This is a genomic window from Novosphingobium sp. G106, from assembly GCF_019075875.1.
In the GTDB taxonomy this organism is placed as follows: domain Bacteria; phylum Pseudomonadota; class Alphaproteobacteria; order Sphingomonadales; family Sphingomonadaceae; genus Novosphingobium.
In genome coordinates this window covers 3,438,691-3,463,127 of the sequence record NZ_JAHOOZ010000001.1, presented here as the reverse complement: position 1 = coordinate 3,463,127, position 24,437 = coordinate 3,438,691, and the positions used below count along the sequence as shown (strand labels likewise).

General features: G+C 65.2%; 33 protein-coding genes and 2 pseudogenes. 17 read left to right on the top strand and 18 right to left on the bottom strand.

What is annotated here, in order from left to right:
* The first annotated feature begins 26 nt into the window (after nucleotides 1–26).
* The gene (locus KRR38_RS16560; protein ID WP_217403624.1) at nucleotides 27–326 is read left to right on the top strand and encodes a hypothetical protein; all 300 of its coding nucleotides are present in this window, start codon (nucleotides 27–29) and stop codon (nucleotides 324–326) included.
* Nucleotides 327–532: 206 nt separating this feature from the next.
* Here KRR38_RS16560 and ribA read toward each other — a convergent pair whose 3' ends face one another.
* The 6 genes from ribA to KRR38_RS16530 form a co-directional block, all read right to left on the bottom strand.
* A complete protein-coding gene (ribA, locus tag KRR38_RS16555; protein WP_254514841.1) occupies nucleotides 533–1,591 on the bottom strand; it encodes a GTP cyclohydrolase II in 1,059 nt (352 codons plus the stop codon).
* A complete protein-coding gene (locus KRR38_RS16550) occupies nucleotides 1,588–2,379 on the bottom strand; it encodes an exodeoxyribonuclease III (protein WP_217403622.1) in 792 nt (263 codons plus the stop codon). Before KRR38_RS16550 ends, ribA begins: the two co-directional genes overlap by 4 nt.
* A gap of 312 nt (nucleotides 2,380–2,691) precedes the next feature.
* Nucleotides 2,692–3,342 (bottom strand): outer membrane lipoprotein carrier protein LolA, encoded by a 651-nt coding sequence (locus KRR38_RS16545; protein ID WP_217403620.1) that lies wholly within the window; start codon nucleotides 3,340–3,342, stop codon nucleotides 2,692–2,694.
* A gap of 42 nt (nucleotides 3,343–3,384) precedes the next feature.
* Nucleotides 3,385–3,552, bottom strand: a complete 168-nt coding sequence (gene rpmG, locus KRR38_RS16540) for a 50S ribosomal protein L33 (RefSeq protein ID WP_086490179.1) — start codon at nucleotides 3,550–3,552, stop codon at nucleotides 3,385–3,387.
* A gap of 148 nt (nucleotides 3,553–3,700) precedes the next feature.
* Nucleotides 3,701–4,828 carry a GGDEF domain-containing protein gene (locus KRR38_RS37205; protein ID WP_217403618.1) on the bottom strand — a complete coding sequence of 376 codons (1,128 nt, stop codon included), beginning with the start codon at nucleotides 4,826–4,828 and terminating at the stop codon, nucleotides 3,701–3,703.
* 115 nt (nucleotides 4,829–4,943) lie between these two features.
* Nucleotides 4,944–5,720 (bottom strand): HpcH/HpaI aldolase/citrate lyase family protein, encoded by a 777-nt coding sequence (locus KRR38_RS16530; RefSeq protein ID WP_217403616.1) that lies wholly within the window; start codon nucleotides 5,718–5,720, stop codon nucleotides 4,944–4,946.
* A 118-nt stretch (nucleotides 5,721–5,838) separates the two neighbouring features.
* On the opposite strand from KRR38_RS16530, the gene KRR38_RS16525 reads away from it, so the two are divergent.
* The 8 genes from KRR38_RS16525 (at nucleotide 5,839) to KRR38_RS16495 (ending at nucleotide 9,302) form a co-directional block, all read left to right on the top strand.
* Nucleotides 5,839–6,360 (top strand): SgcJ/EcaC family oxidoreductase, encoded by a 522-nt coding sequence (locus KRR38_RS16525; protein WP_217403614.1) that lies wholly within the window; start codon nucleotides 5,839–5,841, stop codon nucleotides 6,358–6,360.
* Between the two features lie 347 nt (nucleotides 6,361–6,707).
* A complete protein-coding gene (locus KRR38_RS16520) occupies nucleotides 6,708–6,914 on the top strand; it encodes a cold-shock protein (RefSeq protein WP_217403612.1) in 207 nt (68 codons plus the stop codon).
* Between the two features lie 103 nt (nucleotides 6,915–7,017).
* Entirely contained in the window at nucleotides 7,018–7,227 is a 210-nt protein-coding gene (locus tag KRR38_RS16515; protein WP_217403610.1) for a hypothetical protein, read from the top strand.
* Nucleotides 7,228–7,374: 147 nt separating this feature from the next.
* Nucleotides 7,375–7,506 (top strand): hypothetical protein, encoded by a 132-nt coding sequence (locus tag KRR38_RS37070; protein ID WP_256449471.1) that lies wholly within the window; start codon nucleotides 7,375–7,377, stop codon nucleotides 7,504–7,506.
* 6 nt (nucleotides 7,507–7,512) lie between these two features.
* Nucleotides 7,513–7,650: a hypothetical protein gene (locus KRR38_RS16510; protein ID WP_217407534.1), complete on the top strand. Its 138-nt coding sequence runs from the start codon at nucleotides 7,513–7,515 to the stop codon at nucleotides 7,648–7,650.
* A gap of 155 nt (nucleotides 7,651–7,805) precedes the next feature.
* Nucleotides 7,806–8,024: a hypothetical protein gene (locus KRR38_RS16505; protein WP_217403608.1), complete on the top strand. Its 219-nt coding sequence runs from the start codon at nucleotides 7,806–7,808 to the stop codon at nucleotides 8,022–8,024.
* Nucleotides 8,021–8,308: an antitoxin Xre/MbcA/ParS toxin-binding domain-containing protein gene (locus tag KRR38_RS16500; RefSeq protein ID WP_217403605.1), complete on the top strand. Its 288-nt coding sequence runs from the start codon at nucleotides 8,021–8,023 to the stop codon at nucleotides 8,306–8,308. The genes KRR38_RS16505 and KRR38_RS16500 overlap by 4 nt, the downstream gene beginning before the upstream one ends.
* Before the next feature lie 241 nt (nucleotides 8,309–8,549).
* Nucleotides 8,550–9,302, top strand: coding sequence for an enoyl-CoA hydratase/isomerase family protein (locus KRR38_RS16495; RefSeq protein WP_217403603.1), 753 nt, complete (start codon nucleotides 8,550–8,552; stop codon nucleotides 9,300–9,302).
* 16 nt (nucleotides 9,303–9,318) lie between these two features.
* Here KRR38_RS16495 and KRR38_RS16490 read toward each other — a convergent pair whose 3' ends face one another.
* On the bottom strand, nucleotides 9,319–9,936 hold the full coding sequence (locus KRR38_RS16490; protein WP_217403601.1) for a hypothetical protein: 618 nt from the start codon (nucleotides 9,934–9,936) through the stop codon (nucleotides 9,319–9,321).
* Between the two features lie 115 nt (nucleotides 9,937–10,051).
* On the opposite strand from KRR38_RS16490, the gene KRR38_RS16485 reads away from it, so the two are divergent.
* The 3 genes from KRR38_RS16485 (at nucleotide 10,052) to KRR38_RS16475 (ending at nucleotide 11,132) form a co-directional block, all read left to right on the top strand.
* Nucleotides 10,052–10,444: a DUF4031 domain-containing protein gene (locus KRR38_RS16485; protein ID WP_217403599.1), complete on the top strand. Its 393-nt coding sequence runs from the start codon at nucleotides 10,052–10,054 to the stop codon at nucleotides 10,442–10,444.
* 94 nt (nucleotides 10,445–10,538) lie between these two features.
* On the top strand, nucleotides 10,539–10,889 hold the full coding sequence (locus tag KRR38_RS16480; protein ID WP_217403597.1) for a DUF2200 domain-containing protein: 351 nt from the start codon (nucleotides 10,539–10,541) through the stop codon (nucleotides 10,887–10,889).
* A 57-nt stretch (nucleotides 10,890–10,946) separates the two neighbouring features.
* Nucleotides 10,947–11,132 carry a hypothetical protein gene (locus KRR38_RS16475; protein WP_217403595.1) on the top strand — a complete coding sequence of 62 codons (186 nt, stop codon included), beginning with the start codon at nucleotides 10,947–10,949 and terminating at the stop codon, nucleotides 11,130–11,132.
* Nucleotides 11,133–11,160: 28 nt separating this feature from the next.
* On the opposite strand, the gene KRR38_RS16470 is transcribed toward KRR38_RS16475, so the two are convergent.
* The 4 genes and pseudogenes from KRR38_RS16470 to KRR38_RS37775 form a co-directional block, all read right to left on the bottom strand.
* Nucleotides 11,161–11,331 carry a hypothetical protein gene (locus tag KRR38_RS16470; protein ID WP_217403593.1) on the bottom strand — a complete coding sequence of 57 codons (171 nt, stop codon included), beginning with the start codon at nucleotides 11,329–11,331 and terminating at the stop codon, nucleotides 11,161–11,163.
* 8 nt (nucleotides 11,332–11,339) lie between these two features.
* Nucleotides 11,340–11,624: a hypothetical protein gene (locus KRR38_RS16465; protein ID WP_254514839.1), complete on the bottom strand. Its 285-nt coding sequence runs from the start codon at nucleotides 11,622–11,624 to the stop codon at nucleotides 11,340–11,342.
* Nucleotides 11,625–11,635: 11 nt separating this feature from the next.
* Nucleotides 11,636–11,755: pseudogene (locus KRR38_RS16460) on the bottom strand (cold-shock protein); the annotation flags it as partial.
* A gap of 180 nt (nucleotides 11,756–11,935) precedes the next feature.
* Nucleotides 11,936–12,073, bottom strand: a pseudogene (locus tag KRR38_RS37775) (FMN-dependent NADH-azoreductase); the annotation flags it as partial.
* A gap of 106 nt (nucleotides 12,074–12,179) precedes the next feature.
* On the opposite strand from KRR38_RS37775, the gene KRR38_RS37395 reads away from it, so the two are divergent.
* Nucleotides 12,180–12,386 (top strand): helix-turn-helix domain-containing protein, encoded by a 207-nt coding sequence (locus tag KRR38_RS37395; RefSeq protein WP_309141066.1) that lies wholly within the window; start codon nucleotides 12,180–12,182, stop codon nucleotides 12,384–12,386.
* 42 nt (nucleotides 12,387–12,428) lie between these two features.
* Here the strand turns inward: KRR38_RS37395 and KRR38_RS16445 are convergent, their stop codons facing one another.
* The 7 genes from KRR38_RS16445 to KRR38_RS16415 all read right to left on the bottom strand — a co-directional run bounded on the left by KRR38_RS16445 (nucleotide 12,429) and on the right by KRR38_RS16415 (nucleotide 20,244).
* Nucleotides 12,429–13,838: a DUF1254 domain-containing protein gene (locus KRR38_RS16445; protein WP_217403591.1), complete on the bottom strand. Its 1,410-nt coding sequence runs from the start codon at nucleotides 13,836–13,838 to the stop codon at nucleotides 12,429–12,431.
* Nucleotides 13,839–13,970: 132 nt separating this feature from the next.
* On the bottom strand, nucleotides 13,971–14,867 hold the full coding sequence (locus tag KRR38_RS16440; protein ID WP_217403589.1) for an SDR family NAD(P)-dependent oxidoreductase: 897 nt from the start codon (nucleotides 14,865–14,867) through the stop codon (nucleotides 13,971–13,973).
* An 11-nt stretch (nucleotides 14,868–14,878) separates the two neighbouring features.
* A complete protein-coding gene (locus tag KRR38_RS16435) occupies nucleotides 14,879–15,859 on the bottom strand; it encodes an LLM class flavin-dependent oxidoreductase (protein ID WP_217403587.1) in 981 nt (326 codons plus the stop codon).
* Nucleotides 15,860–15,895: 36 nt separating this feature from the next.
* Entirely contained in the window at nucleotides 15,896–16,384 is a 489-nt protein-coding gene (locus tag KRR38_RS16430) for a VOC family protein (RefSeq protein ID WP_217403585.1), read from the bottom strand.
* 25 nt (nucleotides 16,385–16,409) lie between these two features.
* Nucleotides 16,410–17,705 carry a hypothetical protein gene (locus tag KRR38_RS16425; protein ID WP_217403583.1) on the bottom strand — a complete coding sequence of 432 codons (1,296 nt, stop codon included), beginning with the start codon at nucleotides 17,703–17,705 and terminating at the stop codon, nucleotides 16,410–16,412.
* Between the two features lie 134 nt (nucleotides 17,706–17,839).
* Complete coding sequence (prpB, locus tag KRR38_RS16420; RefSeq protein WP_217403581.1) at nucleotides 17,840–18,754, bottom strand: methylisocitrate lyase; 915 nt, start codon at nucleotides 18,752–18,754, stop codon at nucleotides 17,840–17,842.
* Nucleotides 18,755–18,765: 11 nt separating this feature from the next.
* Nucleotides 18,766–20,244, bottom strand: coding sequence for an aldehyde dehydrogenase (locus KRR38_RS16415; RefSeq protein WP_217403578.1), 1,479 nt, complete (start codon nucleotides 20,242–20,244; stop codon nucleotides 18,766–18,768).
* 176 nt (nucleotides 20,245–20,420) lie between these two features.
* Between KRR38_RS16415 and KRR38_RS16410 the strand changes: the two genes are divergently transcribed.
* The 4 genes from KRR38_RS16410 (at nucleotide 20,421) to KRR38_RS16395 (ending at nucleotide 24,433) form a co-directional block, all read left to right on the top strand.
* On the top strand, nucleotides 20,421–21,803 hold the full coding sequence (locus tag KRR38_RS16410) for an MmgE/PrpD family protein (RefSeq protein WP_217403576.1): 1,383 nt from the start codon (nucleotides 20,421–20,423) through the stop codon (nucleotides 21,801–21,803).
* A gap of 311 nt (nucleotides 21,804–22,114) precedes the next feature.
* On the top strand, nucleotides 22,115–22,378 hold the full coding sequence (locus tag KRR38_RS16405; RefSeq protein WP_217403574.1) for an MBL fold metallo-hydrolase: 264 nt from the start codon (nucleotides 22,115–22,117) through the stop codon (nucleotides 22,376–22,378).
* The gene (locus KRR38_RS16400) at nucleotides 22,336–22,860 is read left to right on the top strand and encodes an MBL fold metallo-hydrolase (RefSeq protein ID WP_217403572.1); all 525 of its coding nucleotides are present in this window, start codon (nucleotides 22,336–22,338) and stop codon (nucleotides 22,858–22,860) included. The genes KRR38_RS16405 and KRR38_RS16400 overlap by 43 nt, the downstream gene beginning before the upstream one ends.
* A gap of 280 nt (nucleotides 22,861–23,140) precedes the next feature.
* The gene (locus KRR38_RS16395; protein ID WP_217403570.1) at nucleotides 23,141–24,433 is read left to right on the top strand and encodes an amidohydrolase family protein; all 1,293 of its coding nucleotides are present in this window, start codon (nucleotides 23,141–23,143) and stop codon (nucleotides 24,431–24,433) included.
* The last annotated feature ends 4 nt before the right edge of the window (nucleotides 24,434–24,437 follow it).

The following is a 24,437-nucleotide window of genomic DNA, read 5'->3' as shown; positions in this document are numbered from 1 at the left end:
AAGCATTACAAGATCAGGACATTTCCATGAGCAATTCGCAAGACAGCGCGGCCGTGGCCGCCCGGCGCATGCAGATCGAAGCTGCACTCGCCGACTATCCGCATGTCAGCAACGAGAGCCTCGGCGGGCTCATTCACTGGTTCCGCAAGGAGGCTTCGGCACTCGATGTCGCAATGCTCGCCAGCAACGAGGCGATCGCCGAATCCTATAACCGTTTCCGCGCCGATCATATCGATCGGATGACGCTCCAGGACGTGATGAAGGGACTGGCCTTCGCGGCCGCAGTCGGGCTCGCCGTCTGCTTCATCATCTGGTGGGTGGTCTAGCACCGCCCGCCCGGGCGGAGCCGGCCTGGACCTCCGGCTCCGCCCTCCCAAAGTCTCGCTCGATTTCAGTTCCCCGGCCTGGCCGGGGAGGGACCGTCCGCAAGAGAGGGAGAGGGGTACTCGATCCCCTGGCGTGTGCCCCATAACGCCACCCTTCACCCCGACGCGCAAAGCGTCGCGGTCCCGACGAGCGCCGATGAACTTTGTTACGTCAGCAGATGGCCCGAGCGATCGCGTTTGGTATCGAGATAGCGGGCGTTGTGCGGGTTCGCCGGCAACTGGTGTGCGACGCGCTGGGCAACCTTGACGCCCTCGGCCTCCAGCGCGCGGACCTTCTCGGGATTGTTCGTCATCAGCCGGATGGCATGGACGCCCAGCAGTTCGAGCATCCGCGCCGCCACCGGGAAGTCGCGCGCTTCGGTCGGCAGGCCGAGGCGGTTGTTGGCATCGACCGTATCGAAGCCCTGGTCTTGCAGGCGATAGGCGCGCAGCTTGTTGATCAGTCCGATGCCGCGGCCTTCCTGGCGCAGGTAGAGTAGCACGCCCCAGCCGCCCGCCGCGGCTTCCGCGGCCATGGCGCCCAGCGCCGCGTCGAGCTGTGGGCCGCAGTCGCATTTCAGGCTGCCGAGGATGTCGCCGGTTAGGCATTCGGAATGGAGCCGGACCAGCGGCGCGCGGTCGCCGTCCTGTTTGCCGATGACCAGCGCGACATGCTCGCGAAGGTCGTCGGCCGAACGGAAGGCGACGATCTCGGCATCTTCGGCGGCGGCAACGGGCAGGTGTGCCCGCGCCGCGATCGTAAGGCGCGCTGTGTCCTTCCAGTCGGCGAGGTCCGCCGCGGAAACCGCCTGTGCCTCGCCGACCGGAGCCGGATCGACGAGGAAGGCAGGCAGCACGCCGGCCAGCCGGGCCAATTCCATCGCCGCGCGCGCCGCCTCGGGGTGATCGAGGTGATCGGCCGCGAAGGGCCCTTTCATCGGGTAGAGCAGGTCGAGCGCCGGGTCGGCCACAGCCCGCGCGCCAGCGAGATCGAAAGGGTCGGCCGCGCGAATCAGCACCGGCGCGTCGGGCACCGCGGCTTCGAGCTGGTTGGCGAGCTTGAGCGTCACCGCGCGCGCCGCCGATATCAGCATGCGGCTTGCTTGCGTACCGTCCGAGAAACCCGTCTCGGCTGGCAGGAGCGTGAACGAGTCTCCCACGACGATCGGCCAGCCATGGCGCAGCGCGTCGATCGCGAGCGCAACCCGGCGGGCCGGAGAGGTCAAAGCGCAAACTCCGTGATCAGCGGGACGTGGTCCGAAGGCTGGTCCCAGCGCCGAGTCTCCTCGACGAAGCGGTGCGAGACCGACTGCGCGGCGAGGTCCGGCGAGGCCCACATGTGGTCGAGCCGGCGGCCGCGGTCCTTCTCCTGCCAGAAGGTGCGGTAGGACCACCAGGTCCAGTTGCGTTCGGGCGCGGGGATATGCTTGCGGCCAAGGTCGACCCAGCCGTGCGCGTCGCCCAGCTTGCCCAGGGTCTCGATCTCGATCGCCGTGTGGCTGACGACCTTTAGCAGCGCCTTGTGGTCGTAGACGTCGCAGTCGAGCGGGGCGATGTTGAAGTCGCCGACCAGCAAGGTCGGGCGGTCGAGCTTGTCAGCCCAGCGGGTCATCCGCTCGAGGAAGTCGAGCTTCTGGCCGAACTTGGGATTGAGCGCGCGGTCGGGGATGTCGCCGCCCGCGGGGATATAGACGTTCTCCAGGATCATCCCCTGGCCCGGCCCTAGCAGTTCGACCCCGACGTGGCGGGCCTCGCCGTTGTCCTGCCAGTCGTGCCGGCTGAACTCTCGCAGCGGGATTTTGCTGACCGTGGCGACCCCGTGGTAGCCCTTCTGCCCGTGCACCGCGCGGTGCGTGTAGCCCAGCTTCTCGAAGACATCGTGCGGGAACAGCGATTCGATCGTCTTGATTTCCTGCAGGCACAGCACGTCGGGCGCCTGCTCGACAAGGAAGCGCTCGACCTGCGGCGCGCGCAGGCGGACGGAGTTGATGTTCCAGGTAGCGATCTTGACCATCTGTGGCCTTTAGGTGTCGCGATCCCGTTTTTCCAGTGCATGGACTGAAAGTAGATGCGCCGCCGTCGTTCTAGGCGGCGGGCAAAGAAAACCCTCGTCCCGGGGGCAAGAGGGACGAGGGTTCCTTTTGCGTTCGTCACGCTTGTCAATGCGGCCTACCAGGAGGCGCGGGCAACAGGGGGGGAACCCGCCTCAGGCCGCGTTGACAGATGTATATGTAGGCCATTTGTGCTTTCTGCCAAGTGAACAACCACCGCTTAAGTGTCGCGGTTTGTCGCATCCCCCGCACGCCGTGCGGTGACGCGTTGTCCCTCATCGACGAGACGGTTGGCGCGGGTCATTCCACCTGAACGCGTTGTCGGAAACGGCCAATCCATATTGATGGTTTGCGAGCCGGATCGTGGTCCGCTTGTTCTGCGAGTCGAGCGCCACCCAGGTCACGAGCTCGAGGCCGCCGGGGGCCGAAGCCTTGCGCACGAAGATCAGCGTGATGACCCCGTACTCGGGATGCGAGCGGTCGCGCACTTCGATGCTGATGACATTGGGATCGGCGGTCTGCTGCAGCGTGCCATAGCGTGCGACGTCGCGGTTGGGATCCAGCAGTGCGCCGAGCGGGCTGTTGCTGATCGGCCAGCGCTGCACCTGGCGTACTTCGTAGTCGATCATCGTCAGCGCCTTGCCGTCGGAGACGATGAGCAGCGGCACGCCTTGCTGGTACTGGAAGCGGATGCGGCCCGGGCGCTTCAGCGTCATCACGCCGGTGACGCGCTGGCCGTTGCGGTCGGTCTGGGTGAAGTCCGCGCGCATCGTTGAGATAGCGCGCAAGGCCGTGACGGCCTGGTCCAGCGTGCCAGCCTGCGCTTGGGCGGCCGCGGGCTGCGTTACGGGTGGGACAGAAACGACAAGCGCCGCCAAAGCGGCGGCGCAAGCGGTCTTGCTCAAGATTCGGATCACGCTGTTCATGCACTGCCCCCTATGGTCAGCGCCTTGAACTCGCGCTGAACCTTACTTGATCTTGGCTTCCTTGAACTCGACGTGCTTGCGCACGACGGGGTCGTACTTGCGAAAGGTCATCTTTTCCGTCGTGTTCCGCGGATTCTTCTTCGTGACGTAGAAAAAGCCGGTGTCGGCGGTCGAGACCAGACGGATCTTGACGGTTGCGGGCTTCGCCATGGCGCTATCCTAAACTCTCAACAATGGCCGCGGCAGGCGGCGCCTGAAAACGATGAGAGCGGCGAAAGCTCGCCGCCCGGAAGGCAGGCCCCTTGAGGCAACGCGGTGCGAAAGTCAAGCACGACTGGGCCGCGCCGACGCTCGAATTCTATGCCGCGGCCCGTTCCATATCGATGAGGCCCGGATCCCAGCGGGTAACACCCTTGCCCGCGCGCTTGCTGGCATAGAGCGCTTCGTCGGCCAGGCTCAACAGGCACTCGAGATCCTCGGCACCGTGCTCGGCGATGACATAGCCGAGTGAGGTCGAAATCTCGATGGTCTGATGGTCGATGCGATAGGGCTGGGCAATGGCGGCGACCAGTCGCTTGGCCATCAGCGCGGCTTCGTCGGCGCTCGCGATATCGCATTGCAGGACGGCGAATTCGTCGCCGCCGAGCCGGGCGGCCGTGTCCGTAGGGCGAATCAGGCCGACGATTCGCCGGCTTACCGCGACCAGCAGCGCATCGCCCATGGGATGGCCGAAGCAGTCGTTGACCGGCTTGAAGCCGTTGAGGTCGAGGAAGTGGACTGCGATCGTCCCGGGATTTTCCGCGTCGGTCACCCGTTCGCAGAACCATTCGCGCAGCGCTAGCCGGTTGGGTAGCGCCGTCAGCCCGTCCTGCCGCGCGAGTGTCGAGAAGGCGAGGCGCCGGCTGATGCTTCGCGCGGCACGGGCATGGCGTGCGCGGACAGATCTCACGCCCCCGCTCAGGAAGGCGCTGGCCAGCATTGAGGTTGTCCAATAGACGAGGTCCGGCTGGGCAAGCGCCGCTGTCAACGCCGGCACCACTGCGACCAGCATGCTCGGGATCGCGATCCGTGGCCGCAGGCAGGCGTTGGCGGCCACACCGGCCGCGTAGCCCACCAGCATGCAGATCGTCAGCATATGGATTTTGGGGAACGGCAGCTGCAACGCGCGATAGCCGAACATGCCGAGCAGGCTGGCGAAGCCGAAATAGGAATAGGTGAAGCGGCGCTGCAGGAACCGCGCGCGATCGATCAACAGGTTCGCGCTCAAGGCTTCCGGCCGTGAAACGATCATGACGACCAGCCGCACGAGCGAGACGATGGTGCCGGCGACGAGCAGCAGTGCGAGGATCGGATCGCGCGTTTCCCAGACGATCAGGCCGCCCGCGGCGATGAACCCCGCGGACATGATGATCACAGGTCCGAGCGCCTCGAAAAGGCTGCGGATCAGATCGACCTCGAGCGTTTCCTGCTGACTTTGCTGCGGCATGTCCCGGCGACCAGTTTGCGCGCCGACCGCGCGACGGCCAGCGAAGAGATTCCCGGCGAGTGTCCTAAAGCTCCGCTCTATAGATTTGCTTAAGCCCTGCTCGGGAAATGCCGCACTAGTCGCGCAATGCGGCCATCGCCTTGGCGCCGTTGACCAGGAAATCGGTGTCCTTGCCGGCGAGGATCAGGTCGTAGCCCTCGTCGAACATCCCGTTCACGGTCTTGCCCGGATAGAGCGTGCAGGCGAGTAGTTTGCCCGATGCGCGGATGCGCGCAGCGGCGCGGTCGACCAGGCTGCGCACTTCGGTGTCGTCGAAGCGATTGAGTTTGCCGATCGTCGCGGAGAGATCGCGCGGGCCGATCAGCAACACGTCGATGCCGTCGACCGCGCAGATCGCGTCGACGTTCTCGACCGCGCGCGCCGATCCGATCTGGGCGACGAGCAGTCGGCCATCCTCGACCGCGGCATCGTAGTAGTTAGCGTCCAGCCCATGGCGCGCCGCGCGCAGACCGGCGCCGGCGCCACGGATGCCGCGCGGCGGATAGCGGCAGGCGCGGACGAAACCCTCGGCTTGCTCGGCCGTATCGACGCCCGGATAGACGATCGCCTGCGCGCCGTTGTCGAGCAGGCGCTGGGCATAGCTCAGCTCGCCATGCGGTACGCGCACCATCGAGCGGATCGGGCTGGCCGCCATCGCCCGATCTTGCGCGACGAAATCGGACAGCGAGCCGCGACCGTGCTCGTGGTCGATCATCACCACGTCCAGCCCTGAATGGCCGACGATCTCGGCGACGTCGGGCGAGGGCAGCAACATGACGAGGCCGAGCTGCTTCTCGCCCCTGAGGAGGCGATTTTTCAGAGAGTCTCCGGGCTTCAGGGAATCGCCGGTCATGCTGCTTTCGCCTTTCCTATTGCTCGCCGTTCCTTGGCGCGTGCTGCACGCCTGTTCAATCTCTCCTTGCAGGCCCGGGCCGGGGCGGGAATAGTCGCAGCGAGAACGGGAGAGGACGATGAGCCAATTCGTCGCGGCCGAAGCGGGTATCCGCGAGCTGCACCAGCGCTACACCGATGCCGTCTGGCGGCAGGATTTCGGCGCCTTTGCCGAATGCTTCACCGAGGACGGCGAGTGGCGCATCTCGGGCATGGCGCTGAAGGGCCGCGCGCAGATCAAGGAGACGATCACTGCGATTCTCGGCCGGTTCACCCGCGTGCTCATCACCTTCCGCACGCCGATCATCGAGGTGGGAGACGGTACCGCCTTCGGCCGCACCTACATCGACGAGCGCTGCGCCTGGAAGAACGGCGATACCAACATCTCGATGGGCATCTACTATGAGCATTTCGTCGAGCAGGGAGGCCGTTGGCTGTTCGACTGGCGGCTGTTCCAGATGCTCTACCGCGGCGATCCCGACCTGACGGGCACGTTCTATGACTTCCCGGACTTTGGCCCGCCGCCCGGCATGCCGCCCCGCGATGCGCTGCCTGAAGACACGGCAACCGCGCGCTGGGGGATTGCCAAGCCGGGGGCGTGAAAATTCATCAAGTTCGCACATATCGACTATGCAATGTTTTCCGCGACGGGCCGTACGATCGCGACGATTATCCCGCGAAATCAAGATTGTTCGACGGCAGCAAAGAGCCGCCAGAACTTCCCGGTTCGTCCGCATGTAGGAAAGCGGAAAACGCGCCTATTTAGACCCCGGCTGCGCTATTTGTTGTAATTCGCCCGAAAACGGGCTACATAGTGCAGGCTTACGTCGCGTGCGACGGATATTCGGGCAGCGTCCGCGCTCCCCCCTTGTCCCTTTCTAGCCTCACAAAGCCGGGATGTGCCGCCGTTGGCGCATGCCCGTCACCCATGGGACAAAGGATACCCATTATGATCACCGGAACCGTGAAATTCTTCAATGCCGACAAGGGCTATGGCTTCATCGCGCCGGACGGCGGCGGCAACGACGCCTTCGTTCACATCTCGGCCGTGGAACGTGCCGGCATGCGCACGCTCGATAAGGACCAGAAGGTCTCCTACGAGCTCGAGAAGGACCAGCGCGGCAAGATGTCCGCCGTGAACCTTCAGTCGGCCTAAAACCGATCGACGGCGCGGATGGCTTGAAGGCTGTCCGCGCCGTTTTCGTGTCGACCGGCCGCCTCGCCGTCACTCAATTTCAATGTTCGTAGGAGGCCCAGACATGGCCGATGCCAAGACCCGCCCTTTCCTGATCAACAAGGACGAGGAGGGAAACTTCCGCCTGACGGTGCGGACCACGCGTTATAATTCGCAAGGATATCCGCTGGTCGACTCCGCTCTGCAGGAAGAATTGTTCAAGACTGCCGCAGCGGCAAAGGCTTTTGCGCGCGACAATTTCCGCGCACAGCCCGGCGAATACGCCACGAAATAAATAAACTTTTCGATGCGGGTGCCGGCGGGTAATTTTCTGGCGTCGCATCCTGTTTGGGTATATTCAATACCCACTGTCACCAAGTTCTAGGCATCAGCGCCTCGCGAACTGGCGAATATTGGGTACAGTCCCCATGGGACTCCCTTCATGCCCAAGCTCGACGGTGACCGCCAGCAACTCAATCAGGATGGATCGGGACGGGTAGGAATCCGCCTGTGGATCGCGCTCGCCATCGTACTGGCCGCGATCGCACTGGCGGCTTGGCGGCACATCGGCTGATCCGAGATGGCCAAATCACAGAAACGCAGCACACGCGAGATCCGCAAGCCGAAGGCAGCGAAGGCCAAGCCTTCGGTCGCTATCGCCCGCGAGCCGGGCTTCGCCGTCAACACGCTGATGAAGAAGCCCAAGGAGAGGCTTTGACTGCCTGATCCCATCGGTCTGCCCCGAATTAACTGTCTATGGCCTTTAAATTTTCTCGTTCGGCGCCATATGGAACCCATCGCGAGCACGGCTGGATCGTAGGCGCTCGCGGCTGAGAGACCATCGCGCTCCCGCTTACCGATTGGAGCAGCTTCGTGGATCTCAACGATCTCTACTTTCGACATCAGCTGTCGGTCATGCGCGCCGGTTCCTCATCGGATGAACAGACGCGCGGCATGCACCTGACCCGTGCCGACGAACTGGCTCAGCGGATCGGCGCATGGCAGCGGCGTGTCGGGGCCGGTGCCGCATCGATGTGGGGCGCCTGCCTGGCCGCCGCGCACCGGGACATTGCCCTGGGTGCCGTTTCTTGAGCGCGGACGAGCAGGACGACGCGCAGCCGAAGCGTCCTTTCTTCAGGAGCCGGGCGAACACGCCCAAGCTGCCGCAGGACCGGGCGAAGCGCCAGGGCCGAGTCACCAGCCTCGCCTTTTCCCTGCTTGGCGGACGCGATCCGGCGATCGACTTCCTCAATACCTTCAACGCGTCGCTGGGCGGGCGTCCGCTCGATGTCGCAATGGCCGACGAAGAAGGTCTCGGCCAGGTGATGAGCGCAATCCGCCTGCTGGCCATGCCGCCGCACGGCGCCAAGCAGTAGCGGCCTAATAGTCGGGCACACCTCCCGGCCCGTCGACATCTTCCTATCCGGCGCCGCGGCGGATCTTGGTCCCGTCGCGAAATTGCGCTTGTCCTAGCGAGGCCTATGGCCGTCTGCAGTGCCTTGGCCGGGGCCAAAGGGTTGCGCGCCGGCGCTTCGTCGGCGATGCGCAAGCTGCGGGCTGTCCGGTGCCGTTGCCGCCGGACCGTTGCAGCAAGCCAGACCGGGAACCGAAAGCACCATGACCGAAACCGTCACCTGCACCGTCGAAGACCGCATCTGCCGGTTGACGCTCAATCGCCCCGACAAGCTCAACGCGCTCAATCTGAAGCTGTTCAAGGAGATCGTCGGTCACCTCGACCGGCTCGACCTCGCGGCGGTCAGTTGCATGATCCTCTCGGGCGCCGGGCGCAGCTTCTGTGCCGGTCACGACCTCGACGATCTTGCGTCGGGCGAAGAATCCGCTGCGGAAGCCGAGCGGTTCGAGAACGGCCTGGTCGAGCGGCTGGCGACGCTGCCGTTTCCCGTCGTCGCGAAGGTTCGCGGGCACTGCTACACTGGCGGCCTGGAACTCGTGCTCGCCGCCGACATCATCGTTGCGGCCGAGACGACCAAATTCGCTGATACCCACGCCAAATTCGATCTCGTGCCGATCTGGGGCCTCACCCAGCGGTTGCCGCGCCGCGTCGGCATGGCCAAGGCCAAGGAGATGATGTTCAGTTCGCGCACCTATTCGGGTGTCGAGGCGGCGGCGATGGGTCTGGCGAACACCGCCGTCCCTGAACACGAGCTCGACGCCTATGTCGACGCGCTGTGCGCCGACATCGCGGCCAACAGCATGCGGTCCAACCGCGAGATCAAGAAGCTGCTCGTCGATACCGACGGGCTGAATCTTGCCGCCGGCAACGCCTGGGAGCTGCATCACAGCCCCGGCCATGGCCCCGAGTTCAAGGCGATGATCGCCGCGCGGCGGCCGCAGAAGTCGGCCGGCTAGAAGTCGATCGACGGCTTTAACCGAGCCGGCCCAGTTCCCGGTCGGTGTTGCGCGTCAATGCCGCTGCCTCGTCCATCGTGAGCTGGCCGCTGCCGAGAAGGTCGTTGCGCAGGCCGGTCAGGATGCGCGTGCGGGCGGCTCGAAACTGGTCGTCGGGCACGAAGGCATATTCCTGGCGGACGCCTTCGGCGTACCATGCGTAAACCTGCGGCTCGGGGTGCCAGAGGATGCTGAGATCGGCTTTCAGGAGCGCGTTGATCGCCCGGTCACCGGCCGTGTGCTCGCTGCGGAAATGGTGGCTCTTGGTGGCGAGGATCATCGCAGAGATCAGATCCGCATCAAGCGGTGCATCGCGCGCGATCGTGCCCGCGACGGAGAGGAAGATTGCCAGCGACTGTTCCTCGTTGTCGGGCTGCGTGGGGTTGTAGACGATGTCATGGAACAGCGCCGCGACCAGCATTTCGCGCGCGAAAGCGTGATTTGCCGGAAGCTGGCCGAGCATCAGGTCGATATGGCGGAGCGTGTGATAATGCCGCTGCGGTTCGCCGTGGCGCTGGGCGATCAGGGCACGGACATGATCCGCCAGGTCCAGTCGCTCGAAGGCCTCGCTCAGGAATGGAAAGTCTGCGCTCACGGTATCAAGGCTCGCAAAAGGGCGCGGATCGCCGATGGCTTGCGAACATGCGGGGCCGACGCCATTTTGCAAGGATGAAAGGGCAGTCTCCCAATCGCAGCATGCCGGTGGCAGCATGAGCGTATATGTCGACGCGGCCATCCATCCCCTGCGCGGCAGGTTGATGTGCCACATGTTCTCGCCTGATCTGGAGGAGCTCCATTTCATGGCGGATCTCATCGGCATGGAGCGGCGATGGTTCCAGGATCCTTCGCGGATGAAAGTCTCCTGGCCGCACTACGACATCGATCAGACGCTGCGTTTGCGCGCCATCGGCTTCGGAGCCATCGCGTGCGACAAGTACCAGACCGTCGCCATGGCCGCGATCATCCAGGGCAGGCTGGAAAAGCTGCAGAACATCCGGGCGCTTGCCGATCCGAACCGCGCCTTCGCGCCAGCGGCGCACGTTCCAGACTGGCTCAGCGAACAGGGATTCCCGCAAGGCTGGATCTGGCCGGAAGTCGGTTAGTCGCGACTTTTCGGCCGTTTCCCGCCTTTGGCTTGATGGCTGTCAGCAGTCGTCTATCCATGATCCGAGGCGGTGCGCGTTTTGGAGGGGGAGAATGGCGGGCCATCGTATCTATGCGACCAGCGTTGCGAGCGTCTATCCGCTCTACGTCGCCAAGGCGGCGAAGAAGGGGCGCACCCAGGACGAGGTCGACGAGATCATGCGTTGGCTGACCGGGCACAGCCAGGCATCGCTCGAGCAAGAATTGGCCGCGAAGACCTCGTTCGAGGACTTCTTCGCGAAGGCTCCCCGGATGAACCCCTCGCGTTCGTCGATCACCGGCGTGGTCTGCGGGGTGCGTGTCGAGGACATCGAAGAGCCCACGATGCGCGAGATCCGCTATCTGGACAAACTGATCGACGAACTGGCCAAGGGCAAGGCTATGGAGAAGATCCTCCGCACATAGGAGGCTTTCGTGGCGAGCTGGCAAAGGCTATAGGATCGCGGAAAGCAAGGTGCAGAAATGGACTCATCGGAGCTACGCGCCATCACGCTGGAGGCGCTCGACCTGGAAACGGCGAGCCTGATCCGAGCATCGCATCCCCAGATCGTGGCGGCCCATCGCGCCGCGATCAAAGATCTCAGGGATCGTCTGGACGACATCGGTCGCTCCACCCGCTTGTCGGACAAGTTCGTCATTCAAGCCTAGGCCAGCCGGGCGAGAGAACTTCTGTCTGTCAGCCGAGTACCTCGAGCGCGGCGGCGTAGGCTATCGCGGCCTGGCGTCGCATTTCCGGCGAGGGGTGCCGCCGGCTCGATGGCGGCGGGGTTCCGAGCGGGCGTATGCGCTTGCCGCTGGCGGGAATGGAGTTGGTGTCGTGGGTCGTATTGAAGAATTCGAGGTTCAAGTTTTTTCCTAGTGATGCTCGGTGATCGAGCCGTTGGTCGATTGGTATGCGGCGTTGCTGTCGGCCGCGTTTTCGCGTTCTATCCGTCGTTTCGCCGTGCGTTCGTGCTGAAGCGCCATGGTTTCGAAGGCGGCGGCCGAACGGAGCGCGCGATCGCGAACATTGTCGAGCGTGGCTTCGTCGGCCTCGGTCTGTGCCCGGGCGGCAAGGTCACGGTAGTAGGCGGCATTGTTCGTCATCGGCGTGCCTTTCCGTAGATCCGTTGCAATGGGCGGCGATTGCGCGCCGCCCATACAAACGATGTTCAATCCTGCGCCTGGAGGTTGACCACGCTGGTCTTGCCGCGGCGGGCGGTCTCGAGCTCGTAGCTCACGCGCCGGTTCCGATTGAGCGTGCTAAGTCCTGCGCGCTCGACCGCCGAAAGGCCGTCAATGTGCCACTGGTAGCCGGACCGATATGGTGACCGGCGGGGGATTTTCAATGAGCGCCTGGGTTCAGGCCACGGTCGCCAGCGGTCGGCGCCATGACGTCGATCCAGGCCAGCGCTGCATCCAGGGCCGTTTCTCGGTGCTCGGGAGCGATTGCGACACCGCTGGCTCGGTAGGCCGAAATTGTACATCGGTGCGCCGATGACGACGATGTCGGCCGCGAGGAATTCGTCGAGCACGGCAATTGCTTCCTCGGTTGCCAGCCGGTCTAGCGTCAGGTGCGACAGCGGATCGGCGGCGTGATCGCCGAGCACCTCGCGCGCATCGGCGATCGCTGGACCTTACCGGTGGTCGTGAGGCTGCGCGAAGGGCCGCTGCGCTTCAACCAGCTGCGACGCCGTCGGTGGCATCTCGCAGCAGATGCTGACCCGGACGCTCCGCGCGCTCGAGCGCGATGGCATGGTCGCTCGCACCGTCCACCCCACCGTTCCCCCCCAGGTCGAATATGCGCTTACTTTGCTTGGCGAATCGCTGGGCGGTCAGGCTCTGCAGCTGGGAACCTGGATCGTTTCGAACCTGGCGGAGATAGAGAGTTGCCGGAACGCGTTCGATGCTGGGAAGGTGTGAGCGGAAGGCCCGATTCTCCACGGACATCCGGGCAAGCACAGGTCAGGCGACCAGTTCCAAGTCGCCGGGTTTCCAGCTTCCCTGGAATGCGGGGCCTTCGGGGCCATAGATGCGGAAATAGACGAACCAGCCCTTGCCGGGCAGCGTCTGGAGCCAGCGCTCCTCGTGACCGGCAGGGGTGTTGGGCGCGAAATAGATATCGACGCTGTCCCCGCCGATGCCCTTCAGCTCGAACAGTGACCGCAGTGCTGCCTTGCCTTGTGTCGTGACGATCTCGCTGCGGGTTTCCGGATCGTAGAGCGTGATCGACCAGAACAGGTGCGCCGGAACCGGTAGCGGAACGCGCAGCCGATAGGTCTTGCTCCCGTCTACATAGGCGCCATCCTTGTCGCGCAGGCCCAGCCAGTAAAGCGAGCCGGCATGCACGTCGCGGCGGAACATCGCCGGGGTTTCGACCGCGGCCTGGAAGAACCATTTCTCGCGCGCTTCGAGGTCGCGGTAGCCGGGCAGATCCCAGATATGAGGCTCGGGCCGCTTCCCGGCCCATTCCCATTGCCGATCGGGCCAGGCCCGCCGATCCTCGCGGCGATCGGCGAACGACTGGACACGCATCTGCGCATTGGCAGTTCGCGCCGCGCGCTCGAGAATGCCGATCATCCGCGCATCGGGCGCGAATGGCTTGCCTTTCTCGATGCCGAGCGTGGCAAGGCGGCCGTATTCCATCCGAAAGTGCTCATGGACCGGTTCGCCATCTATGATCCCGTGCAGCACCTGCCAGTATTCGAGGGTGTTCTCCCAATCGAAAGCGGTCAACTGGACGTAGGTGTCGGCGATGTCGATCCAGTTGAGCGCGGCCAGGTTCTCGGTCGAACCGAGCCGGTAGAACTTGACGGTCTTGAGCAGGGCGATTGCGGCATCGACATCGCCCTCCGGCGGAATGGCGCGCACCATCGCGAGCACCCGGTTCGTCGAGGAAGTGCCGGCGAAACAGCCTTCGGGGAGCGCGCCTTCATAACCGGGAGGCAGAATCACATGCTTGCCGCCCTTTCCCGCGTCGGGACCGGGCACGCCCATATCCATCACATAGCGTTGATGGGCGTCGTTCACGACCGACATCAGCGGACCGGCCGGAATCTCGAAAACCACCGGTCCATCGCTCAGGTCGATGACCGCGCCGGTGTAGGGCGTATCGGAGTTGGGCGTGAGGACGGTTTGGGCAGGACTCCCCTTCAACAGGAGGAAACCGCGATTGGGCTCGAGGCCGGCGGCCGCGTTGCCCGCGAAGGTTCCTGCGAAGGAGACCGTCGGGAAGAAGAACTTGTACGCCTCGATCGCGCGGGAGAGATCGGCATCGTCATAGGCATGCTGGATGGTCTCGGCACTGGGGAAACCGCCGTGGAAGGCGTAGTTCTCGGCGGCGATCGATCGTTGGCTGGGGCTGGCCTCAGGCACGGCACACTCCTTGGGAATATGCCAGAAATCTAGAGGGCGAGCATCCCGCCGGAATTGGGGTAAACCCTGGCCAGGGGGTGTGAATGTCCGCTTCCGTGTATTCTCCGCAAAAGGCGCGAGTCCGACTACTCGCTAATCCTCGCCGAACAGCCGGTGCAGCGTCTCCGGGGCCGCAGCCGGGCCGTGGCCGTCGCCGAAGGGCCAGTCGGTGAAGCCCATCGAGGCCGAGGTGCCGCCGTCAACATGGAGCACCTGGCCGGTGATCGACCGCGCCAGGTCGCTTGCCAGGAACAGCACGGCGTTGGCCAGGTCCTCGACACCGGGCGGCTCCTGCTGCGGGATGTACATCTTCCAGGCCTGGGCGCGGGCCTCTTCGGACAGGGCGTTGTAGCGCGCCAGGCGGCCTTCCTCCGCACCCTTGCGCTTGGCATAGGCGCGCGACGGCGAGGTGTCGGGCGCGACGATGTTGACGCGGATGCGCTCCTTGCCCAGTTCGACCGCCATGGCGCGGGTGAAGTTGGTCACCGCCGCCTTGGCCCCGGCATAGACCGCGTATCCAGCAGCGCCGCGGTGCGCCTCGATCGTGGTGAAATTGACGATCGCGCCGCCCGCTCCACCCTTGCGGATCAGCGGCACCGTGCGCCGCGTGGAGTCGAGGACATAGCCGTAGTTCAGCCGGATCATCTCGGCGTCGTAGTCGCGCGTCCCCTCGACGAAAGTGCCGCGGTTGGTGCCGCCGGCTACATTGACCAGGATATCGACGTGATCGAACGCGGCCTCGACCCGGTCGAAGAAGGCGTCGAGCGCGGCGACGTCGCGCACGTCGGCCTCGGCCGAGACGATGCGGACGCCGAAGGCTTCCACTTCGGGAACGATGGCCGCCACGCCTTCGGCGTCGTTATCGCAGCTGGCGATGTTGACGCCGGCTTCGGCGAGCTTGAGCGCGATGGCGCGCCCGATGCCGGTCGCTCCGCCCACGAGCACCGCGTTCTTTCCGGCAAGGCCGGCGTGGGCCTGAAGCATGGACATCGGCTGCCTCCTTATGCCGGCACGCGGCCGAGTTCCTTGATCCGTGGCAGCGCCTTGGCGGTGAACAGTTCCAGGCTCTTCCAGCCGATCTCGGGCGACAGGCCGGAAATCAGCGGCATCAGCGACAGGTGGCGCGTCTTGGCCAGTTCGACGCACTGGTCGGGCGTCAGCATCTGGATCATGCCCGATGCGCGGACTTTCTCGATCGTGTCGAGGCCGAACAGCGGCGAATTGGACTGCGAGGGATCGGTGCCGCTGATCCGGGCATAGGCCTTCGCCATGAACAGCGCATATTCGCCGATGTCCTTCCACGCCTGCTTGACGTCCTCGGTGCAATGCGTGCCGACCGAGCGGCCGAAGATCGGGCCAGGCTCGCGGCCCAGCTTGCGGCATTCCTCGATATAGAGCGGGTCGAGGTCCGCGCTCAGCGGGTTGAAGCCGAGGCCGAACTTCGCGGCGCGCCGCGCGGTAGCGGGGACGCCGCCGCCGACGTAGAGCTGCGGCATCCTTTTGGGCAGCGGGCGCACGAAGACCTCGCGGTCGCCGTCCATGAAGCGTTCGCCGGCCAGCGCGCGGGTGATGATCTCCAGCCCCTCGTCCATCGCCCGGCCGCGATCCTTGAGCGATTTCCGGAACATGGCGAACTCGTGGTCGGCATAGCCCGCAGCCAGCACCGTGTGCAGGCGGCCGCCGCAGATCAGGTCGGTCACCGCGATGGTCTCGGCGATCTTCACGGGATCGTGCAGCGGCAGGACCAGCGCGCAGAGCGTGATCATGATGTCCCTGGTCCGCGCGCCCGCCGCCGCGGCGAATACCGCCGGCACCGGGCAATAGCCGTCGGGCGAGCCGTGGTGTTCGGCCAGGATGATGTTGTCGAAGCCCTGCCGGTCGGCATATTCGATCATCTCGAGCGCCGAGGGATAGAGTTCCTCGTGCGGGATGCCGAAATCGGCGGAGCGCAGATCGAACATCAGCGCGGTGCGGAACAGCATTCTTCTTCTCCCAGAACCTTGAAAAGCAAGTCGTCGTCAGATCACCGGGCGTCCCTCGGGCCAGCCGATCATCTTCCAGCCGGCTTCCGAGGCCCAGACGAATTCGACGTAGTGGCCGAAGGTGCTGCGCCCATCGACATAGGTGTAGAGCAGGTCGGGAATGCCGCCTTCGCAGACGAAGGGCAGGCCCAGCCGGGCAATCTCGGCCTGCATAGCGTCGTAGTCGTCACGGCGCAGCGAGATGTGGTGGAAGCGCGGGGTGAAGTCGCTCTTGTCGGCCGGAAGATAGGGCAGGTAGGGTTCGACCGCGCCCGAGACCGGCTCGATCAGCTCGATCTGCAGCGATCCCGCCCAGGCGCAGCCGACCTTGACGCCGAGCTGGCGCTCGCCCTCGGGCGTGCGGAGCGGCAGCTCCATCTCGAAGTTGATCCAGTCCTTCAGGCCATAGCGCTCCGACAGCATGTCGCGCGCCTTGTCGATGTCGTGGGTGACATAGGCGTTCTGGTAATGGCCTTGCAGGAACATGATGCTCTCCCGTTTCGGCGGGAGGCTAGGGCGCGGTCCCGCCGATCTCAAGCATCCTATCGAGGCTCGCGCCGAAATCGCGGCGGGCCCAGGTGTCGAGGAAGTTGGTCGAGACGTGGAGGAAGCCGCGGACCACCGGATCCTGCTCGATCAGCGGGTCGTGCGGCCCGCTGGCGCGGGCGGCTTCGGGCAGGCGCGCGGCGATCAGCGCGGGCAGGTCCATCATCATCGCAAGGCCGATCATGGCCACCGATAGATCGAAATGCAGACCGAGCAGATCGAGCGGCAGCGACGGCCCGCCACGCGCGGCAAGTTCGCGGGCGAACAGCGCGAGCAGATCGCCGAGATGGTCCTCCAGCATCGCCGCTTCGGCGCCGGACAGGCCGCCCCAGATGCCGTAGGCGAAGTTCATCTGCCGGACCATGCCCCAGTCGAGCAGGCCGCACTGGAGCACGCCCGCCGCGTCGCGCCAGAACCAGGCATTGTCGATGTGGGTGTTCCAGTGGGTCAGCGCGACGAAACGCGGATCGCTGCACAGGAAGCGGCGCACCGCGGCTTCGTGGCGGATGATAGCCACCGCATCGCGTTCCAGGCGGGCGATGAATTCTGGTGCGGTGACGGCCGGAGGGAAGAGCTGCGGGCTGCTTGCGATCAGGGCGCCGATGGCGGCGACTTTTTCACCTATCTGCGCTTCGTTCCAGGGGATAGGCAGGTCTGCCAGCGCGGTCGCTTCATCCCATGGGAACAGGCGCTCCAGTTCCGGCGAGAGGCAGCCCGCATGCTGGGCGCCGACCAGCGAGGCCAGCGCCGTCTGCGTGGCCTGGTAGTGCTCGAGCGCGTTGGGCAGCAGGCGGTCCATGCATTTGGCGCGCAGCGGCTCGATCCCGTCCTGGCCGAAGGCGATTTGCTGGGTGATCAGGATGCCGGTGCCGCTCTCGTGGTCGAAATCGGCGAAATAGGGCTTGGCGACGTGGACCGGGAAAGCCGGCAGCCGCGACAGCGCGGCGAGGCGGACTTCGGCTTCGAGCTCGTACTTGCGCCGGTCGCGGAAGGCGTCGGCGAAGTCGCGCGACATCTTGATGAAGAGATCGGTGTGGAGCGTGGGGTCAGGACGCGCGTATTCGACCGTCAGGAGCAGCTTCTGGCCGGAATTGCCGGCGTGGCAGGGTTCGATGGCGGTGATGCGCGCCACGGCGTTGTCAGGGCTCAGCGAACCGAAGGCACGGAACGCCTGCGTCAGGAAGTCGGCGCCGGCGGCACGCAGGGCATCGGGATGGGCGGGGATTGAGACGCCCGTGCTGTCGCCTATGACCGAGTCCACCACTCCACTCCCCGTCGCCCCTGCGCAGGCAGGGGCCCAGATGACTTTGCGTTCGGACGGTGCCCTAGCATTGAAAACGAGGGCTTAGATAGGCCCCTGCCTGCGCAGGGGTGACGCGGCGTGCGGAGGCCCGGCTACTCCGGATTCCCGTTCGGGATCAACGACCGCGCGATCGTGCCGTCGAGTTCCTCGTAGGCGTGATAGCCGATCGTCGCGTAAAGCTCGGCGCGGGTCTGCATCCTGTCGACCAGCGGCTTGGTCCAGCCTTCGCTGCGCAAGGTGGCATAGAGCTCCTCGTGCGCCTTGGCCGCGCAGCGCAGCGCGCTGACCGGCCAGATGACCATCTTGTAGCCGAGCGCTTCGAACTGCTGTGCGGTCATGAAGGGGGTCTTGCCGAACTCGGTCATGTTGGCGAGCAGCGGGACCTTCACTTCGGCAGCGAAGCGCGCGAAGGCCTCGGCATCGTTGAGCGCCTCGGGGAAAATCGCATCAGCCCCGGCCTCGACATAGAGCTTGGCGCGGGCGATCGCGCCGTCGAGGCCTTCGCGCTCGAGCCCGTCGGTGCGGGCGACGATGTAGAGGTGCCGGCGCGCCTTGCGCGCCGCCGCCACCTTGGCCGCCATGTCCGCCGCCGGGGCGAGCTTCTTGTCGTTGAGGTGGCCGCACTTCTTGGGGAGAAGCTGGTCCTCGATCTGCACGGCGCCGGCGCCCGCGTCCTCGAAGGCGCGGACCATCTGCATGACGTTGAGCGCTTCGCCGAAGCCGGTGTCGCCGTCGACCAGCACGGGCAGGCCGCTCGCGCGAGTGACCTGGCGGATGAAGAAACTGACGTCGTCGATCGTCATGATCCCGAGGTCGGGCAAGCCCATCTGCGCCGACATCGCCGCGCCCGACAGGTAGAGCCCGTCGAACCCCGCCGCCTTGGCCTGGAGCGCCGAAAGCCCGTTGTAGGCCCCCGGCAGCTGGGCAATGCCGGGGCCTTCCAACAGCCTGCGGAAGCGCAGGCCGGCGGGCTCGGTCGGAAGGTCGTCGGCGACGAGATAGGTCATTTTCGCTCCGATCAGAATTTCATCGAGAACGGATCGCGCTTGTCGCCCGAAAAGTCGATGAACACGTTCTTGGTCTGGGTGAATTCGAGGATACCTGCCTCGCCGCGGACGCGGCCGAAGCCCGAATCCTTCATGCCGCCGAACGGGGCCTGCGGCGCGGCGACGCGGTAGGTGTTAACCCAGACGACGCCGCTCTGGATCGCACGCATCATGCGCAGGCAGCGGCTGATGTTCTCCGACCAGACGCCAGAGGCGAGGCCGTACTGCGTGTCGTTGGCGATCTGGATCGCTTCCTCCTCTTCGTTGAAGGGGATGATCGACAGCACCGGCCCGAAGATCTCCTCGGCGGCGACCTTCATCTCGTTCTTCACGTCGGCGAAGATCGTCGGCTCGATGAAGAAGCCCTTTTCAAGCCCCGGTCCCTCGGCGCGGCCGCCGCCGGCGACGAGGCGGGCGCCGTCGCCCTTGGCCTCGGTGATGAACGAGAGGATCTTGTTGAACTGCGGCTCGTTGGCGGCGGTGCCCATCTCGGTCTCAGGTAGGCGCGGGTCGCCCATGACGATCTGTTTGGCGCGCGCGGCCAGGCCTTCGACCATGCGGTCATAGATGCCACGCTGGACGAGCAGGCGCGAGCCGGCGATGCAGGTCTGCCCGGTGGCGCCGAAGATGCCGGCGAGCGCGCCGACCAGCGCGCGGTCGAAATCGGCGTCGTCGAACACGATGTTGGGGCTCTTGCCGCCGAGTTCCATCGTCACCGGCTTGAGGTTCGCGCCTGCCTTGGCGGCGATCAGGCGGCCCACTCCGGGGCTGCCGGTGAAGCTGATCTTGTCGACCCCCGTGGAGCCGGTCAGCGCCGCGCCGACATCGCCCGCGCCGGTGACAACCTGGACGACGCCCGCGGGAAAGCCGGCCTGCTCGCAGAGCTTGGCGACTTCGAGCGTGGTGGTCGAGGCGTGCTCGCTGGGCTTCAGGATAACGCAGTTGCCCGCGGCGAGCGCGGCGGGGAGCGTGTTGGTCAGGATCGCGACGGGCGAGTTCCAGGCGGTGACGCACGCGACGACGCCGTAGGGCACGCGGATCGCGAAATCGAGCGTGTCCTTCTGGTCGAGCGGGATCACGTCGCCGTGCATCTTGTCGGCCCAGCCGGCGTAATAGCGGAAGATGCGCGCGGCATAGCCCATCTGGGTGCTCGTCTCGCGGATCACCTTGCCGTTGTCGGTGGTCTCGAGCAGCGCCATGCGTTCGGCATTGGCGTCGATCAGGTCGGCGGCCTTGTTGAGCAGCTTGGCGCGCTCGCCGGGCGTGGTCTTCGACCAGACCGCGGCGAAGGCGCGGCGGGCGGCGGCGATGGCTTCCTCGACGTCGCTGGCGGTGGCGACGGGGATCTCGGCGTGGACCTCCTGGTTGTAGGGGTTGATCGCCGGCATCGTGCCGCCGTCCGCAGCCGCGCGCCATTTGCCGTCGATGAATAGCTGGTACGTCGTCGCCATTACTCGTCCTTTCAGGGGCGCCCCTAATTCGGGGGTGGGGCGGCCGGCTGCAAAAATCTCTTTCCCTGCCGGAAGCAAACTGTCAACAGTTGACCATTGTCGGGCCGCCGCTAGGAGCGATTGCGTTCGCGCGCCGGCGGACGACTCGATAATGCATTATTTCCGGAGGTCGCCTCATGCCCGAAACATCCGCCGCTCGCCAGATAGCGCGTTTTGCCGCGGGCTTCCGCTTGGCCGATGTGCCCGAGGCGGTGCGGCATCGGGCTAAATTGCATATTCTCGACGCGCTCGGGTTGGGCCTGGCCTCGAACGCACAAGCTTATGCCGAGCCGACCGTGGCCGGCATCACGGCGATGAGTGAGGGTGGCAGCTGCTCGCTGATCGGCCGCAGTGAGCGCTTGGGCGTGCGCGATGCGGCGCTGGTCAACGGCGTGCTGATCCACGGGCTCGACTTCGACGACACCCACCTCGCCAGCATCATCCACCCGACCGCGACCAGCCTGCCGGCTGCCCTGGCGCTGGGCGAGGCACTGGACGCGAGCGGCAGCGACCTGCTCGCCGCTTTCCTCGCCGGCGCCGAGACCTCGATCCGCATCGGCCTCGCGGTCGACGGCGGCTTCCACCACGTCGGCTATCACGCGACGGGTGTGGTCTCGCACTTCGCCAGCGCGGTCACCGCGGGCCGGCTGCTCGGGCTGAACGAGGACCAGATCACCCAGGCGCAGGGCGTGACAGGCAGCACCGCCTCGGGCATCCAGGTGTTCCTCGAGGAAGGCGCCTGGACCAAGCGCTTCCATCCCGGCTGGGGCGCTGTTGCCGGCATCACCGCCGCGAACCTCGTGAAGCACGGCTTCAAGGGGCCGACCCGGCCCTACGAGGGCAAGTTCGGCCTGTTCGACACCCACCTGCACGAGCCCGCCAAGCTCGACGCGATGACCGATGGCCTCGGCCCAGATGGTTGCGAGGTCTGGCATTTCGGCGAGACCGCGCTGAAGCCCTATCCGGTCTGCCATTTCATCCACGGCTGCGCCGATGCGGCGATCGAGCTGTTCCCCGAGATCGGCGGCACCGAGATCGTGGGCGTGAAAGCCTATCTCGCCCAGCCGACCTTGCACATCATCGCCGAGCCGGCCGAGGCCAAGGAGAACGCGCGGACCGAATACGAGGCGAAGTTCAGCGCGCAGTTCGTCATCGCCGCCTGCCTGCTCAAGGGCTTCTTCGGCCTGCCCGACCTGCTACCCGAAGCGCTCGCCGATCCGGCGGTCCAGGCGCTGGCAAAGAAGGTGAAATGCTTCGAGGACCCCGATACGGCGTTTCCGACCTTCTTCTCGGGCGGCGTCGAAGTCAGCCTGGCCGACGGCCGCGTCCTCACCCGCCACATTCGCGTCAACAGCGGTGCGGGCGAGCGGGCGATGGGGACCGAGGCGGTTTCCGCCAAGTTTCTGTCCAGCGCCAGCCTGGCGATCGCGGCCGAAAAGGCGACCCGAATCCGCGACGCCGTGCTGGCGCTGGACGATATGTCCGCGCGCGAGCTTATGACGCTGCTTCGCGCGGACTAGGGTTGAACACGGACTCTGGGCTGACGACTACGATAGCTTCAGGACGTCGAACCCGGATTCCTTCGACGAGCGCGGCCGACTGTTCCCCTGCTGCTTCAGGCGTTCGAGCTCGCGGCGTACCAGTTTGCGAGCCCGCCACGCCTGAAGCGGGCGACGAATCCAAGGCATCATGTGCTCCCCCGTTTTTGTTATGGCGGCTCTATTCCCGGTCGGCGGCGATTGGTCGAATTGATTTTTGCCAACGCATAGGGAGAATGCCCCCGTCCTGTCGGGCTTTTGCGCGCCCGCGGAGTTCCGGATGAAGGGGGAACATGGCGCTCGAGCTTCAATTCATCGGCTGCGGCGATGCCTTCGGGTCGGGCGGGCGGTTCAACACCTGCTTCCATCTGACGGGTGAGCGAACCAACCTTCTGATCGATTGCGGCGCCTCGTCGCTGGTGGCGATGAAGCAACTGGGAACCGACCGCAACGCGATCCAGACGATCGTCGTCACCCATTTCCATGCCGATCATTTCGGCGGGATCCCTTCTTCATGCTCGACGCGCAGTTCTTCAGCAAACGCCGCGAGCCGCTGACGATCGTCGGGCCGACCGGGCTCGCGGGCTGGTACGAGCGGGTGATGGAAACGGCCTTTCCCGGTTCCTCGCAGGCCGCGCAGAAGTTCGAGCTCCATCTGATCGAGATCGCGGCCGGTGAGACGCTGGATATGGGCGAGATCAGGGTCAGCGCGTTCCAGGCGGTCCACGGCCCGCCCGATGGTCCCTACTACGCCGTGCGCATCGAGGCGGAGGGACGGTCGATCGCCTATACCGGAGATACCGAGTGGACCCCGGCGCTGATCCCTGCGGCGCAGGACGCCGACCTGTTCATCGCCGAGGCCTATTTCCGCGACAAGACGATCCTCACCCACCTCAGCCTCAATACGATCGAGGCGAACCTTGCCGAGCTGCGCCCCAAGCGGCTGGTGCTGACGCACATGAGCGACGACATGCTCGGTCATCCCGATCGGGACCGCTACGAAACCGCCGAAGATGGGATGGTGATCGCGATCGCCTAGGATTCGCCGGGCCCGAATGTGACTGATGCGCCCCGGACAGGTCCGGAGCGCATCAGTTGACCACGTTCGGGGCGATCGGGGGGATCATATGCGGTCGAAGGGTGAACATCAGCGCGGGACGAAAGTTGCGGCTCCGCTAATTCTCGCAAAAATTTAATGTCCCTGAACGAGGCGCTCCGCTTTCGCGCCTCCAACTGACTTCACACGGCGTCCAGCGGCGCAACAGGCGCTTCGTTTCCGGTCCTGTCGCGTGATATGCTGCCCGCGAGAGGAGAAAACCATGGCAGACTCGAAATCCATCTCGCTGGTCAAGGCGCGCGAGGACGACGCCAAGTTCTACTGGCTCGACGAGGGCCGTTCGGCCGGCGGCTTCGTCCGCGAGATCGACCATTCGACCTATCACAAGGGCACGCACCCGTTGTTCAACGGCATCAAGATCGTCGACTGCGATACCCATTTCACCGAGCCGCCCGACCTGTTCCAGAAGAACGCGCCCGCCTCGATGAAGGACAAGCTGCCGCGCGTGGTGCGTGTGAACGGTGCCGACCGCTGGTTCATCGGCGACCGGGACTTCGGCTCGATCGGCGGTAACGTCATCAGCAAGGGCCGCGACAAGCTGCTCGGCAAGCTGGCCTTCACCACCTACGACGAGATCCACCCCGGTTCCTACATGGTGAAGCCGCGTCTCGCGGAAATGGACGAGATGGGCGTCTGGGCCCAGATCTGCTTCCAGAACGGCGGGCTGACCCAGGCCGGGTCGCTGCTGGCGCTGAACGACGAAGACCTCGCCATGGCGGTGATCCGCGGGTTCAACGACGCCTGCGCGGATCGGGTCGCGGAATCGAACGGCCGCATCCACTGCATGGCGACGCTGCCCTATTGGGACAAGGACCTGATGAACGCCGAGATGCGGCGCATCATCGACATGGGCATCAAGGGCGTGGTCCTGCCCGACCGGCCCGAGCGGCTCGTCGCCGGCTATCTCGGCGAGGACGGCAAGGTGAACCCGTTCTGGGAAGGCGTGTTCGAGATGTGCGAGGCCACGGCCACGCCGCTCAACTTCCACATCAACACCTCGCTCGATGCCGGCTCGGCGATCTGGGACAACCTGCGCTTCACCCAGCGCCTGCCGATCAACGCGATGCTCCACACGCTTGGCGTCTGCGCGACGATGAGCAATTTCATGATGTCGGGCATCCTCGACAAGTACGAGAACATCAAGATCGGCCTGATCGAAAGCGGCATCGGCTGGGTGCCTTTCGTGCTCGAAATGCTCGAGCACCAGATCGACGAGATGCGCACGATGGAGGACCACGGGCTGAAGCGGCGGCCGAAGGAATACTTCGCCAAGAACTTCTGGGTCTCGTGGTGGTTCGAGACCTTCGCGCCGCAGCACATGCTCCACGAGATCGGTATCGACCGGGTGATGTTCGAGACCGACTTCCCGCACCCGACCTCGCTCTATCCGGGCGTGCAGGAGCGGCTGGTCGAGCAGCTCGGCAGCTACGACTACGAGACGCGCAAGCGGGTGCTCGAACGCAACGCGGTGGAGCTCTACGGCCTGGAACTCTGATCGG